Origin of the sequence: Pantoea sp. CTOTU49201 (assembly GCF_032054795.1) — a bacterium.
GTDB lineage: Bacteria > Pseudomonadota > Gammaproteobacteria > Enterobacterales > Enterobacteriaceae > Pantoea > Pantoea symbiotica.
The window spans coordinates 3709-18219 of the sequence record NZ_DAMBSA010000040.1 but is presented as its reverse complement, the minus strand read 5'-3'; the positions used below and the strand labels follow the sequence as shown (position 1 = coordinate 18219).

General features: G+C 55.9%; 14 protein-coding genes and 1 pseudogene. 11 read left to right on the top strand and 4 right to left on the bottom strand.

Features of this window, described 5'->3' with window-relative positions; genetic code table 11:
* The 11 genes and pseudogenes from RTY00_RS05015 to RTY00_RS04965 all read left to right on the top strand — a co-directional run.
* Window positions 1–180, top strand: a pseudogene (locus tag RTY00_RS05015) (LysR family transcriptional regulator); the annotation flags it as partial.
* A gap of 297 nt (window positions 181–477) precedes the next feature.
* Entirely contained in the window at window positions 478–1932 is a 1455-nt protein-coding gene (locus tag RTY00_RS05010) for an NAD(P)/FAD-dependent oxidoreductase (RefSeq protein ID WP_312663641.1), read from the top strand.
* On the top strand, window positions 1929–2411 hold the full coding sequence (locus RTY00_RS05005) for a hypothetical protein (protein ID WP_312663640.1): 483 nt from the start codon (window positions 1929–1931) through the stop codon (window positions 2409–2411). Before RTY00_RS05010 ends, RTY00_RS05005 begins: the two co-directional genes overlap by 4 nt.
* Window positions 2408–2974, top strand: coding sequence for a peroxidase-related enzyme (locus RTY00_RS05000; RefSeq protein ID WP_179452163.1), 567 nt, complete (start codon window positions 2408–2410; stop codon window positions 2972–2974). The genes RTY00_RS05005 and RTY00_RS05000 overlap by 4 nt, the downstream gene beginning before the upstream one ends.
* Before the next feature lie 10 nt (window positions 2975–2984).
* The gene (locus RTY00_RS04995) at window positions 2985–3722 is read left to right on the top strand and encodes an amino acid ABC transporter ATP-binding protein (RefSeq protein WP_312663639.1); all 738 of its coding nucleotides are present in this window, start codon (window positions 2985–2987) and stop codon (window positions 3720–3722) included.
* Window positions 3723–3742: 20 nt separating this feature from the next.
* A complete protein-coding gene (locus RTY00_RS04990; protein ID WP_312663638.1) occupies window positions 3743–4558 on the top strand; it encodes a transporter substrate-binding domain-containing protein in 816 nt (271 codons plus the stop codon).
* Window positions 4559–4669: 111 nt separating this feature from the next.
* A complete protein-coding gene (locus RTY00_RS04985) occupies window positions 4670–5356 on the top strand; it encodes an amino acid ABC transporter permease (protein WP_218889374.1) in 687 nt (228 codons plus the stop codon).
* Window positions 5357–5371: 15 nt separating this feature from the next.
* A complete protein-coding gene (locus RTY00_RS04980; RefSeq protein ID WP_061720264.1) occupies window positions 5372–6064 on the top strand; it encodes an amino acid ABC transporter permease in 693 nt (230 codons plus the stop codon).
* 180 nt (window positions 6065–6244) lie between these two features.
* The gene (locus RTY00_RS04975) at window positions 6245–6787 is read left to right on the top strand and encodes a helix-turn-helix domain-containing protein (protein WP_312663637.1); all 543 of its coding nucleotides are present in this window, start codon (window positions 6245–6247) and stop codon (window positions 6785–6787) included.
* A gap of 36 nt (window positions 6788–6823) precedes the next feature.
* Entirely contained in the window at window positions 6824–8086 is a 1263-nt protein-coding gene (fabF, locus tag RTY00_RS04970; protein ID WP_312663636.1) for a beta-ketoacyl-ACP synthase II, read from the top strand.
* 117 nt (window positions 8087–8203) lie between these two features.
* Window positions 8204–8626, top strand: coding sequence for a MarR family transcriptional regulator (locus tag RTY00_RS04965; RefSeq protein ID WP_312663635.1), 423 nt, complete (start codon window positions 8204–8206; stop codon window positions 8624–8626).
* Here RTY00_RS04965 and RTY00_RS04960 read toward each other — a convergent pair.
* The 4 genes from RTY00_RS04960 to RTY00_RS04945 all read right to left on the bottom strand — a co-directional run bounded on the left by RTY00_RS04960 (window position 8609) and on the right by RTY00_RS04945 (window position 14316).
* Window positions 8609–9022: an ester cyclase gene (locus RTY00_RS04960; RefSeq protein ID WP_312663634.1), complete on the bottom strand. Its 414-nt coding sequence runs from the start codon at window positions 9020–9022 to the stop codon at window positions 8609–8611. The genes RTY00_RS04965 and RTY00_RS04960 overlap by 18 nt on opposite strands.
* Before the next feature lie 154 nt (window positions 9023–9176).
* Complete coding sequence (uxuA, locus tag RTY00_RS04955) at window positions 9177–10241, bottom strand: mannonate dehydratase (RefSeq protein ID WP_312663633.1); 1065 nt, start codon at window positions 10239–10241, stop codon at window positions 9177–9179.
* A 131-nt stretch (window positions 10242–10372) separates the two neighbouring features.
* Window positions 10373–11074: a response regulator transcription factor gene (locus RTY00_RS04950; protein WP_312663632.1), complete on the bottom strand. Its 702-nt coding sequence runs from the start codon at window positions 11072–11074 to the stop codon at window positions 10373–10375.
* Window positions 11071–14316, bottom strand: a complete 3246-nt coding sequence (locus tag RTY00_RS04945) for a transporter substrate-binding domain-containing protein (protein WP_312663631.1) — start codon at window positions 14314–14316, stop codon at window positions 11071–11073. Before RTY00_RS04945 ends, RTY00_RS04950 begins: the two co-directional genes overlap by 4 nt.
* Window positions 14317–14511: the final 195 nt, after the last annotated feature.

Sequence of the window (14511 nt, the reverse complement as noted above, 5' to 3'; positions counted from 1 at the left end):
CTGGAGGAGGATATTCCTTATTATTTTGGCGTGATTACGCCGCAGGGGCGCCAGATTTCCTCTGCTGCGCAGGCGCTGGTTGAGGCGTTAGCCAGCGCTGCCACCGATTTGCTGCCGGGTTTTGAGCGTCTGCCCGCCAGTGAACATCCGCGTATTATGCGGTTGATTAATCAGGAATAAAGTGTTGTGCGGTGATTAGCAAGGTCGCCATGAATGGCGACCCTACGTATGACCTGCAAATCCGCTTATAACATTTCCGGCATAAGATATAAGAAATCCATTGGTCAAAAGCTGAGCGAGATTATTGACTCTGTTTTAGGGCAAGAGGATTATGCGAAGCCTTAGCTCTTACTATGTGTTTTGGTGATTATTACCCATTAACTATGCGTTATCAGGATAATGGAAATGCATAGTCACTAACGCGCTTTAGTGGTTTCGCCCGCATTCAGGCTGCCGCTTATTTCTGGGAAAACGTGTATGACTTATGCCGCCGATGGCCTTGCCGCGCTGGAAGCTCAGCTTCAGCAGGATCTGGAATATCTTGAACTGCCTGCAAAATCCTGGGTGCCCGAGCGCACGCAGGATGGCGCGCCGGTGCGTGACGTGGTGGTAATCGGCGCGGGCATGTGCGGGCTGGCGGCGGTGGCGAAATTGCAGTTCAGCGGCATCAGCAATGTGGTGGCGTATGACGCCGCACCCGCCGGGCTGGAAGGTCCGTGGGTGACCTTTGCACGCATGGAAACGCTGCGTTCACCGAAATCTCTACAAGGCCCGGCGCTCGGCATGGCGCAACTGACGTTCCGCGCGTGGTTCACCGCGCAGTGGGGCAAAGAAGCCTGGCAGGAACTGGATAAAATTCCTAAAGCGCAGTGGATGGATTACCTGATTTGGTATCGCAAGGTGCTGAATCTGCCGGTGCGCAACAATGTGCGCGTCAACAACATTGCCTTTGCCGATGATCTGATTGCTCTCGATCTCAGCGGTGCCGAAACCGGCCGCATTTACACCCGCCGTTTGGTGCTGGCCACCGGACGTTCTGGCCTGGGCGGTTTCGCCGTGCCGGATTTCCTGCAAGGTGTTAGCCGCCAGTTCTGGGCGCACTCCGCCGACGACATTGATTTCTCCGCCCTAAAAGGCAAACGCATTGCCGTGATTGGCGCGGGCGCATCCTCAATGGATAACGCCGCCACCGCGCTGGAAAACGGTGCGGGCGCGGTGGATCTGCTGATTCGTCGTAAGCAGATGCCGCGCATCAACAAAATGACCGGCATCGGTAGCCAGGGCGTGGTGCACGGCATGCATCAGTTGCCGGACGCGTGGAAGTGGAAGTTTGTCGATTACACCGCCACCACGCAAACGCCGCCGCCGCGCTCCTCAACGCTGCGCGTGTCGCGCCATGCCAATGCGCGCTTCTTGCTTGATTGCGGCATCAAAGCGGTGAAAGAACAAGCCGATGGCCTGCTGATCGAAACCACAAAAGGCCCGTTCTGCTATGACTTCCTGATTGCTGCGACCGGCTTTAGCAACGATTTTCACGGCCGCCCGGAGTTTGCCGCCATCGCGCCGCATATCCGCAGCTGGCGCGACGGACGCTATCAGCCAGAAATGGGCGCACCGCGTCCCGGTTTGCTGGAAGCGCCGGATCTCGGCCCCGCTTTTGAATTCCGCGAACTGACGGCAGGCGCATGCCCGTTGTTGGCGCACATTCACTGCTTCAACGATGCGGCGATGCTGACGCACGGCAAAGTCTCCGGCGATATTCCGGCGGTAAGCGCAGGTGCCGATCGTCTGGTGCGCGGCATCACCGCTTCGCTGTTTGCCGAAGACGTCGAGCAGCATTACGCCAACTTACAGGCTTTTGATACCCCTGAATTGCAGGGCGATGAATGGGTGGATTCCACGCCCTTACTCAACCAGGAGAACGCGCAGTGAGTGACGCAATTGATCGCGCAGTCGGCTTAAACGCTGAAGATGCGCTGTACGGCACGCGCCGCCTGCGCCCGGAATTTGTTGACGGCGCGGAACAGTGCCGCACCTCGGTGCTGGCACCAAACGACGATCAGGGCTTAGCGCCGGATGTGCGTTTTGCGCTGGCGCAGCGTATGGCACAGCTGAACCACGATGCCGAGCTGCAACAGGATTATCAGGGGCAGCTGGCGGCGTTGCAGCCCTCAGATGATTTGCTGGCGCTGGCGGCAGGCGCAAGCGATCTGCCAGAACCGTTGGCGTCCATTGCGCGCCACGCCGATCTCGTTACGCAGCAGCCAATGAACGCCACCGAGCAGCACATTCGCTTGCTGGAGCAGGCTGGCTTGAGCAATCCGCAGATTGTGGCGCTCTCCGAACTGATCGCTTTTGTTAACTTCCAGACGCGCGTAGCGGCCGGATTACGTTTGTTGAGGTCTGCATGATTCCGTCGGTTAATCTCAAGCCACTGCATTGGCACCCGTATATCGCGCCGGTTGAGGTGGCAGATGCCACGCCCGCGCAGCTCGATGCGATGAAAGTGACACCATCCAATAAGAAAATCTCCGAATATGTGCGCACGTTAGCCCATGATCCCGACAGCTACGTGGCGCGTACCGTGCTGTTCAACGCCATTATGTATGTCGATGGCGGGCTGGATCGTGCGGATCGTGAACTCGGTGCGCTGGGCGCGTCGATCGTCAACGGCTGCAAGTATTGCGCGGTGGTGCATGCGCGTCGCCATGCGCAGCTGGCGGAGAGTGATGCGGTGGTGAGCGCCATCTACTTTGATCGTGCGGATGTGCTCGGCGAGCGTGATGCGGCGATCTACCGTTTTGCCCGTCGCCTGTCGGTGACGCCGTCCGAAGCCAGCGCCGAGGATATGGCGGCACTGCGCGCGGTCGGCATGAACGATCAGGAGATTATCGATCTGATCCACGCCATCGCCATTTTTGGCTGGGCCAACCGTCTGATGCATGTGCTTGGCCATGCTGACCTGAACAAATAAGGGCTGCTGCATGTTAGAACTCAACGATATTAAGCTCTCTTACGGCAGCACGCCGATCCTGAAAGGTGTCGATCTGTCGGTGAAACGCGGCGATGTGGTGTCGATCATCGGGCCAAGCGGCACCGGTAAAACCACGCTGTTGCGCTGCATTAACTATCTGGCGAAACCGGCGTCGGGCACCATTCAGCTCGATCAGATCCGCATGGATTATCAGTCACCGGATAAAGCAGCGATCCAGGCGATCCGCCTGCGCACTGCGATGGTATTCCAGCAGTTCAACGTGTTCAAAAACATGACGGTGCTGGAAAACGTGATGGATCCGCTGATCGTCATTCAACGCAAAAGCAAGCAGCAAGCGCGCGATATCGCCGTGCAGGAGCTGGAGCGCGTGGGATTGGGCGCCAAGCTCGATCACTATCCATCTCAGCTTTCCGGCGGCCAGCTGCAGCGAACCGGCATCGCCCGCGCGCTGGCGGTGCGTCCAGATGTGATGCTGTTTGATGAACCGACCTCATCGCTCGATCCAGAGCTGGTGGGCGAGGTGCTGAAAGTGATTAAGGATGTGGCGTCCTCCGGCATTACTTCGCTGCTGGTGACGCACGAAATGCAGTTCGCTAAAAGTATTTCGAACCGCATCGTCTTTATGGATCAGGGCGTGGTGGCCGCGCAGGGCAACCCGACTGAGATGTTCGATAATCCAACCCTGCCGCGACTTGCTCAGTTCCTCAATTCAGAACGTGTATTCTAATAATTAAAGGAATCAACGACATGCCTGCAATCAAAACCACCTTACGTCGCCTGGCCGCGCCTGGCATCATCGCGCTGGCACTCATCAGCGGTAACAGCTTCGCCGACGCGGTGCGCACTATCAAAATCGCCACTGCGGCGGAGTCTAAACCGCTGTCGTGGGGCGCGATTGGTCACGAGCCGCAGGGCTACGAGCCGGACGTGCTGAAAGCCATCAACGCCAAACTGCCGCAGTACAAATTCGTGATGGAAGGTGCGGCGGATATCGCCCAGGAAACCGGCCTTGCGACTGGCAAATATGACATGGCGACCGGCGGCTATTACAAAGCGCCAACGCGCAGCAAACAGTTCCTGATCCCGGATGCGCCAATCGGTGCCAGCCTGATGAAGATCTACAGCCGCAGCGATAGCACCATCAACAGCATGAAAGATCTGGTCGGCAAGAATATCGTGCCGGTCACCGCCGGCGGCGGCGTGTACAAATTCGTGACGCAGTGGCAGCAGGAAAACCCGAACGACAAGGTTGAGATCAAAGCCTCGAGCGCTGGCGTGCCTTATCCGGACCGTCTGAAAGAGGTGCAGCTTGGTAAATATGATGCGCTGATCCTGCCTTCGAACCTCGGCGAGCAAACGGTGATCGACAACCAGAAACTGGCGATCAAAGCCAGCGAGCCGGTTGCTATCAACAACACCTACGTGCTGATTCACCGTTCGGCCGAGAACCAGGCGCTGAACGATGACATCAACAAAACGCTGCAACAGCTGAAAGCCGACGGCACGCTGGATAAGCTGGCGCAGAAGTGGTTTGGCGAAGACGTTTCTAAGTATATGAAGTAAGCGATTCACTGTGCTCGATGATGCGTTGGAAAGGTCGGGCCGAAGGCCGCCCCTACGACGCATTCACCGACTCTTTTTTAGCAGGAGTGTTTCACCGTGAATCTGACTTCGATGATTCCCGAGCTTCTCTCGGCGCTGCCGTTGACGCTTGGCATAATGTTTGTCGCGATGATCGTCGGGTTCTTCCTGGCGCTGATCGCCACCGTATTCCGCGTGCGCCGCATTCCGGTCATCAGCCAGTGTGTCGATTTGTACGTCTCGTATGCGCGCAGCGTGCCGGTGGTGCTGCAGCTGTTTGTCGCTTTTTATGGCTTGCCGCTGGTGGCCGAGCAGTTTGGCTTCAGCGATTTTGTCACCGCCAATATCGCGGCGATGATTGGCCTGAGCCTGTATCACGGCGGTTATCTGTCCGAAGTGATGCGCCCGGCGTTTCTCGCCGTGGAGAGCGGCCAGCATGACGCCGCCGACAGTATGGGCTACAGCTTCCGCCAGAAAATGCTGCGCATTGTCGGTCCGCAAGCGGTGCACTATGCGCTGCCAGGCTATGGCAATGCGATTATCTATCTGATTCATAACGTGGCGCTGGTGATGTACATCGGTGCTGCGGATGTGATGGCGACTGCACATCTGATCATGGAACGCGACTACAACCAATATCAGTTCGGCACTTATCTGGTGCTGGCGGTGCTCTATTCGCTGCTGTGCGGCGTGGCCTGGTTGATTATCCGTTTCTTCGAACAACGTCACGCGAAGTACAGCTCGAAAACCGCTGCACGCGTCAAATTCACCAGCGTCTGATAAGGGAGAGAAACCATGTTTGATCTTGAGGTTTTGCTGCCGGACTTCTGGAGCATTCTCGATGCGGTGCCGGTGACGTTGCTGATGGCGGTGACGGTATTTATCTGCTCAACGCTGCTCGGCGGGCTTTTTGCCTTTATTGAACATCGCCGCATTCCAGTGCTGCGCCAGTTGGTGATCGCGTACAAGATTGCCTTCAAAGGCGTGCCGATGGTGGTGGTGATTTTCCTCGCCTATTACGGTTTGCCACCGGCGCTGGACTTCGTCGCCACGCTGTTTGGCGTGAAAGTGAATGCGCACTCGCTGCCGAACTGGGTGATCATCATCGTCGCATTGAGTGCCTGCGTCGCGGCGTTTCAGGCGGAAGTGTGGAAGGGCGCGCTCAACTCATTTGATAGCGGACAATCTGATGCGGCGCTGTCGCTCGGTTACAGCGGCGGCCAGCTGTTCCGCCGCGTGATGTTCCCGCAGATTATCGTGGCGGCGATTCCCGATCTTGCCAACGCCTTTATGGTGATCATGAAAGCGCTGTCGCTGGCGTTTGCCATCGAAGTGGTGGATATCTTTGCTCAGGCGCAGCTGACGGCGGCGCTGAATTTCTACTACCTCGAAGCCTTCCTGGTGGCGGTGGTGTTTTACATGGTGATTGCGTATGTGGTTACCAAGATCGCCGATAAGATTGAGGCGAGGTTGCGGGTGCGGACGTAAACCCTGGTCGCCATGAATGGCGACCCTACGGGGTGAGTGCGGGGTAAGGTTTTTGTAGGGTGCGCATTTATGCGCACCTTTTTTTATGCTCGCTACAAACTTTCATTCTGCAAGTCACTTGCAAAATGAAAGTCACTCTGCAACAGTATCCGCCATCACACTGATGCCGGATAACCCACCTTGAAAAACCAACCGCTCTACAACATGCCTTGTCCCATCGCGCGCAGCCTTGGGCGCATTGGCGATGGCTGGAGCATACTGATCATGCGCGATGCGCTGGCCGGTTTTACCCGCTTCGATGAATTCCAGAAAAGCAGCGGCGTGGCGCCCAACATCTTGTCGCGGCGGCTGAAAGAGCTGGTGGACGATGGCTTGCTGGAGAAGGTGTGTTACAGCACCAGCCCGGCGCGCTTCGAATATCACCTGACGGCCGTCGGTCGCGATTTTCGCGGCGTAATTCTGGCGCTCACCGAGTGGGGCAGCACGCATTTCTCGCCGGAAGGTCGTCAGATGCAGCTGGTGGAAACCGCCACGCAGCGTCCGGTGAAGATGCAGATGGTCGATAGCGAAAACGGTCAGCCGCTGACGCTGGATAAATATCAGATGGTGCCCGGCCCGGCAGCGGAGCCGATGATGCACTATCGCCATGATTATCTGCAGAAAAAACGCGCTGGAGATAGCACCCAGAAATTTGCGCCGCCGGCGCTGCAATCATCACGCTGAGGTGCAACTCAGTACCTGCAGATTAAGGAGTTAAAGATGAAACGAATTGTCATTACCGGCATGGGACTGGTATCGCCGCTGGGTTGCGGCACGGAAGCGGTTTGGCAGGCGCTGCTGGCGGGAAAATCGGGCATCAGCGCCTTACCAGAGGAGATGGTGCAGGACATCGCCTGCAAAGTAGCGGGACAGGTGCCGACGCTGGAGCAGGATACGCTGCACGGTTTCAATCCCGACGGCATTATTGCCGCCAAAGATCGCAAGAAGATGGATCGCTTTATCGAGTTCGCGCTGGTGGCGGCGCATGAAGCGCTGACGCAGGCCAACTGGTTCCCACAGGACAGCGCGCAGCAGCAGCGCACCGCCACGGTGATCGCCACCGGCATCGGCGGTTTTAACGAAATCGCTAATGCGGTTGAAACCACCGCCGAGCGCGGGCCGCGCCGTCTGTCGCCGTTTACCATTCCTTCGTTCCTCGCCAATCTGGCGGCCGGACACGTTTCGATTGCGCACGGTTTTCGTGGGCCGATTGGCGCGCCGGTAACGGCTTGTGCGGCGGGTGCGCAGGCGATTGGCGATGCGGCACGCTTGATTCGCAGCGGCGAAGCGGATATCGCGCTGTGCGGCGGCACCGAAGCGGCGATTCATCGCGTAAGCCTGGCCGGATTTGCCGCAGCGAAGGCGATGTCAGGCGGTTTTAACGATCGTCCCGAGCAGGCTTCACGACCGTTTGATCGTGACCGCGACGGTTTTGTCATGGGTGAGGGCGCAGGATTGCTGGTGATTGAATCGCTGGAACATGCGCAGGCGCGCGGCGCGACACCGCTGGCGGAGCTGGTGGGTTACGGCACCAGCGCGGATGCTTACCATCTCACCGCCGGTCCGGAAAATGGTGAAGGGGCACGCCGGGCGATGGAAACCGCGCTGGCGCAGGCGGGCATTACCGCGAGCGAGGTGCAGCATATTAATGCGCATGCGACTTCAACGCCGGTTGGCGACAAGGGTGAGTTGGCCGCAATTAGCGCGCTGTTCGGTGGCAGTAAGGTGGCGATTACCTCCACCAAATCGGCTACCGGACATTTGCTCGGTGCCGCGGGCGGCGTGGAAGCGATCTTCTCGATTCTGGCGCTGCGCGATCAGGTTGCACCGCCGACGCTCAATCTGCAGCATCCGGATGAAGCGGCTGTTGGGCTGAATCTGGTGGCGCTCAAACCGCAGCCGACGGCGATGACCTATGCGCTCTCCAACGGTTTTGGCTTTGGCGGCGTGAATGCCAGCTTATTGTTTAAAGCCTGGCAATAGGTTTCCTGATGCACGTCAGTTATGCGTAAAACGGTCGTTTGGGCAGGTTTTCGTAGGGTGCGCATTCATGCGCACCTTCATATAATACGGCAACGATAGCGCGCAGGAATCGCCCCTTTGAGCACTGAAATTGCAACCCAGCAGCTGGCGGAAGAGCTCCGTCAGCTGATTAGTCACTTCGTACGCAACGTCCGCGTCAGCACCGCGACCGTGCGCACCTCGCAATATGAAACCTTAGACCTGCTCGATAGCCATGACGCGCTCTCTATCGCCGATCTCGCGCGGCTGCGCGGTGTGAAGCATCAAAGCATGCGGCTGGTGATCAACGAGTTGGAAGCGCAAGGTTTGGTGCTGCGGCAAAAAAGCGCGCAGGACGCGCGGGCGCAGGTGATCGTGTTGAGCGATCGGGCACGCGCTGCGCTGGCCGACGCACGTGAACAGCGCGCAGCGTGGATTGCGGCGCGCATCGATGCAACGCTCGGGCAGCAGGATCGCGACGATCTGCAAAAAGGGTTGGCTGCATTACGCAAACTGCTTTAGCTGCGTAATCACCGCCGCCAGTGTGTTCATGCCCCAATGCTCTGCGTATTTTCCCTGTTCAATTCGCACCATATCAATTACCGCAATGGATACCGGTAATCCGGTGGGCGCGATGCCCATCAGCGATCCGCTGTGAACGCCGGTTATCGTTTTGCGCGTGGTGACCCAATCGCGCTCGGCGATTTGATCCTCGATATGCACCTGCAGATCGGAGAAAGCGGGGCGCAGGATCTGATCGAAGGTGTGCCACAGACTTTCGCGACCGCTGGGCGCGCCCGCTGGCGCTGAGCGGTTAATGAAGTTTTCGGCAACGAGTTGATCGAAAGTCTGGCGATCGCCTTCGGCAATCACCTGCTGATTGAAGCGACGTACAACGGCTTTGTTGGGTTCTGACATGGGGAAGTCTCCGCTGAATATGTACAGTTTAACTGTATATATTTAACGGCAAGTTAGAAGGGAGAGTTTGATAGCTTGTGCGGTGAGCTCAATGTGGAAAGGTCGCCATGAATGGCGACCCTACGACGGCGCATTTATGCGCACCGGGCCAAATTTAACGCTTGCCCAGCGCTTCCCACAATCCCAGCAGATAGGTGGTGCCCAGCGCGCGGTCGTACAAGCCGTAACCCGGACGGCCAGTTTCGCCCCAGATAAAGCGGCCGTGATCCGAGCGGATGTAGCCATCGAAGCCGTTGTCATGCATTGACTGCAGCACTTTATACATATCCAGCGAACCGTATTCCGTTGGGTGCGCGCACTCGTAGAAATCTTTATCCTGAATAATCTTAATGTTACGCACATGGGCAAACGGAATGCGTTTGCGGCGCGAGAATTCAGCAAGAATGGCGTACACATCATTACTCGGATCTTCGGCAATCGATCCGGTACACAGCGTGATGCCGTTGGCTTCAGAGTCGACCACGTTACAGATCCAGTCGAGATCGTCGCGGTTCTTCACCACGCGCGGCAGGCCGAAGATCGAATACGGTGGATCGTCAGGGTGAATTGCCATCTTCACGCCCACTTCCTCACATACCGGGATCACCGCTTTCAGGAAGTAAGCGAGGTTTTCACGCAGTTTCGCGTCATCCACATTTTTGTATTGGGCAAACAGATCCTGCACTTTTGCCAGACGTTCCGGTTCCCAGCCCGGCAGGGCGAAACCGTTGGAATTACCCAGCACTTCCTGCACCACCTCGTCGAGGCTCTTATCGATGCCTTTCTTCTCGAACGCCATGGTGAGCGAGCCGTCCGGCAGCACGTAGTTCATGTCGGTCTTCATCCAATCGAATACCGGCATGAAGTTGTAGCAAATCACCTTCACGCCAACCTCGGCCAGGTTGCGGATGCTCTGCTTATAATTTTCGATGTATTGATCGCGGCTCGGCAGACCGATTTTGATGTCGTCGTGAATATTGACGCTTTCGATCACTTCCACGGTTAGCCCGGCCGCATGCACCTGCTCAACCAGCGCGTTAATTTTCTCTTTCGGCCAGGTTTCGCCCACCGGCACGTCATACAGTGCGCCAACTACGCCGCGCACGCCCGGCACCTGACGAATATATTCCAGCGAAACTTTATCTTCTTTCGGACCAAACCAACGCATTGTCAGTTGCATAATGTCATCCACCGTTATCGTGTCTGTGATAACTGATAAACTACCATTCTAGTAAACATCATGACAGCGCGGTGCGGCGAATAAGCCTTGATCCGCGTCACAGAACACAATTTATCCGCATTAAGCGAGACTCAAAGATGCACGGCTAGCCCGCTGAAATGCTCTTTGTATTTGAATAATTCCAGATCGGATCGCAGCCCCAGTTTACGCAGTGCGGTCTGCTTTTGCCCGCTGATGGTTTTGCGACTGCGCGCGTATTTACCGGCGATCTGCGTGACGCTTAAGCCATCAAGGTAGCAGCGAATCACTTCCAGCTCGCGCGGGCTCAGCTCACGCAGCAGCAATGCAATGTCATCGCCGAGCTCGCGCGGTAGCAGGTAATCATGCATTTCCCGATCGTTTTCCTCGAACTTATCCATCTCTAACAGCATCTCTGCGCTGAGAAAATGTTTGTTACGGCACACCTCGTACAGCGCTTTAATCAACACTTCTTGATCCTGGCTTTTACCGACAAATCCATGCACGCCGGCTTTGAGCAGCAGCTTGACGATCGCCGGTTTCTCAACCGATGAGGAGACTAAAATCTTCAGTTGGGGATATTGCACCCGCAGCTGTTTCACCATTTGCAGACCGTCGAGTTCGTCTTCGCCCAGCAGATAATCCAGTACCAGTACGTCTACGCTGTTGCTACGTAAAAAGGCCATCAGTTGCTGGCGCTGGCTGAAACTACCCGCTAAAGCCAAATCCGCTTCCTGCGACAGGCGGTACTGAATCGCTTTGCTGATCAAGGGATGATCGTCTAATACGGCAACTTGCCAGGTGTCTTGTTTCATGTTCTCACCTCATTAGTAATATTATTTTCGAGTGCGCGCTGGAAGATCTCCTCCAGCTCTTTTATTGCCGTTACGATGGCGGGCAGTTGCTGTTGTAGCATGGCAACATCTTCACGTTCTGCGGCTTGTTCGGCCGCAAGGCAGCATTGTTGTAACGCTTCGGCATACAGCAGTTTCGCGCTGCCAAGCAGTCGATGTGCAGCATGGCGCGCGCCGGCGAAATGGATCTCTTCCACGGCCTGCTGAAGCTGGGCCAGATCGCGCGCATTCTGTTGCTGAGCGGTGGTCACCAGATCGCGCCAGGCTTGCGGATCGTTAGCCGCCAGATTTTCCAACGTGAGTAAGGTGTCGGTACGCGTCTGGCTCTTCGCCACGCCGGTCACCACTTTCAGCAGTTGCGTGCGCTCAAGCGGTTTGAACAAGCATCCATCCATGCCAGCCTGTGCCGCGAGCTGCGCGACGCGCTCTTCTGCCATCGCCGTCAGCCCGTAAATCGGTACCGCACGACGGTTCAGTAATTTCTCTTCGATACGCAGCTGGCGGGTAAATTCGAAGCCATCCATGCCGGGCATATTGCAGTCGGTGATGACGCGTTCGACTTTATGTTCACGCCATAGCGCCAGCGCCTCTTCGCCGCCTTCCGCCACCAGCACATGATGCCCGGCGTAGCGCAGCTGCTGCGCCAGAAGCTGTCGATTAGTGGCGTTGTCATCAACGATCAACATTCTTAATGACACCTGCGCACTTTCATCAACCGGCTTCACTTCCGCTTCAATCAGCGTGGCGGGCTGGGCGACAAAGCGCAGCATAAACACGCTGCCCTCATCGGGTGCGCTCTCTACGTGCAGTTCGGTTCCCAGCATGCCGGCCAGGCGGCGGCAAATATTGAGGCCGAGCCCGGTGCCGCTGACGCGATTGGTGCTTTGCTCTACCTGAATAAAGGGCTCGAAAATGGCCTGTTGCTGCGCCGGTGTTAAGCCAATTCCGCTATCACTCACTTCCAGCACATATTCGGGTTTGCTGGTATCAGCCTGATACAGCGCCACTTCGACTTCACCCTGAGCGGTGAACTTGATGGCATTACTCACTAAGTTGGCGAGGATCTGCTTCAGCGCCACCGGATCAAACAGCACGCAATCCTGATCAATTTCCAGCATCACATTGAGCGACAACCCTTTGTTATGGGCCACCTGACGGAACAGCGCTTCGGTGTCGTGCACCACATCGCTCAGCGACATCGGCATGTGGCGAATGCTGAAATGGCCGGATTCGATTTTCGCCAGGTCGAGAATATCGCCCACCAGTGAAAGCAGCGAACGTGAGGATTCCCACGCCAGATCGATATTCTTCTGCCGTTGCGGTTCGTCGCTTTGACCTAAATGTTCGATTTCCAGCAGGCCAATCAGCGCCGCCAGCGGCGTGCGGATTTCATGGCTCATATGCGAAAGAAAAGTACTTTTAGCCTCGCTGGAGCGCAGCGCGGCCCGTTTTGCTTTATGCACATCTTCCAGTAGTGTTTCGATAGTGTGTAACTGGTTGCTGATTTCGCGTTCGTGTTGGCGCTGCTTTGCGAGCGATGATTTCAGCAGATGGTTACGCCACAGGAAAAACAGCAGGCAAATGCCTGCAATGCCGACAATGCGCAGCACGTAGCTGCGATAGCTCTGCCAGGACGTGCTGGTGGCGGGCGGCGTGTACTTGATCCAACGCTCCATCAGAGACTGCATGGTGGGCTGGGGAATATCCGACAATGCTTTATTCAGGATAGAAATGAGATGTTCATCCGCCGCATTGGCGGCCATCGCCATGCGAAACATCGGCAATGGCGCGACAAACGCCACTTTGAAGCGATCGTTGAAGTGGTTATTCAGCAAATATTGCGCAGATTCATAGGGCACGATAAAGCCGTCAACCTGCTTATCCTGCAACTGACCGAGTGAATCTATTGAAACAGCATTTTCATTAAAATCGATCTCAGGCCAGCGACGGCGTAAATCGAAGCGATAGTAGGAGCGCTCGTAGATACCAATGCGCTTGCCTGCCATCTCATCGAAACTGCGCCAGTTACTGTCGCTGCGCGTCATCACCACCCACGGCGAATAGATATAAGAGCGCGTATAAAGGATATGTTCACTCTGCTGGGAGGCTGCATCACTCACGACAATCAGCGAATCGCGTTGATTAACCAAAGCATCGCGCATTGCACTTAAGCCTTGCATTGGTTGGTAGTGAAAGCGGATACCCGTGCGCTGTGAAATCAGTTTCAGCAATTCAACACTCAGCCCGGAAATGCGCTGTTTGCCATCCAGGAAGGTAAAAGGCAGGTGTGTGGGATCGTAATTCACCGTGATATCGCTGTGCTGCGCCAACCAGCGGGTCTCGGCTTCGCTAAGATCCAATGGATGATTTTTCACCACTGACTGATAATCGAGTCCCCACGCCTCGGCGATTTGTACGGCGTTACGAAGCGGGATGTTTTTGAGAATTTCATTAATGGCAGCGATCAGCGGTTCGTTGCCCGCGCGAGCGGCAAAGCGCGCATCCACATCATTAACGTACGGTGTGCTGTGCCCCTCAATAATGTTCTGCAAGCCGCGCTGTGATAAATAGCGCTGCGTGGCGGAATTGCTCCAGAACACCGTATCTTCATTTAAAGCGGTGTCGGTATATGCCCACAGCGGCGGTGAAGCGGGTGATAAGGTCGCCTGTGGATAGCGCTTATGCAGCAGTGCTTTAAGCTCGTCATCACCGTAATACATCAGGCGGTAGCGGCTGTCTTTTAACTCACGATCAAATTTTGCCTGGCGACGGCTGATTAATACGCTCTGCGCCAGTGAATAGGGAATGCTTAACGCCAGTTTAGTATCGTGATTGGCGGCCTGCGGATAGTAAGGAATTAAATCAACTTGTTTGTTATTCAACGCTTCAACCAGTTCCAGTCGGGTCTTATAACGTTTGATTTCTACTGGCAGATTCAGGGTTTTAGCGACGATGGCGAGGTAGTCGGCTGAAAGACCTTCAAAGGCATTTTTTTCAAACTCCACCGAGTAGGGCGGTAATGTGTGGCTCCATACGCCAACGCGCAATACAGCATGACGTATCAGCCAACGCTGGCTCTCGGAATCAAGGTTAACTTCAGGCGACACTAAGCCATAACGCGGCGTGAAGGTGAGTGTAGAAGCACCCCAGGCGGAGAGGCTGAAGCCCAATAAGAAAATTATGCTCAGAAAGCGTATGCCCACGAATCAATGCTCTACCATCTATGCCAGCGATATGCACCGCCCAGCAGGCAGCGCGACCTTCTGACGATGTCTTAGTTACGTCAGGTTTCATCACATAGCGGCACGTAACTCGGCAGGAATTAAGTCGCGTGTAAGAAATATCTTAAAATTGACGCGTGGATTACAAATGTTGAATTGAGTAGTAGCAAGATGTGA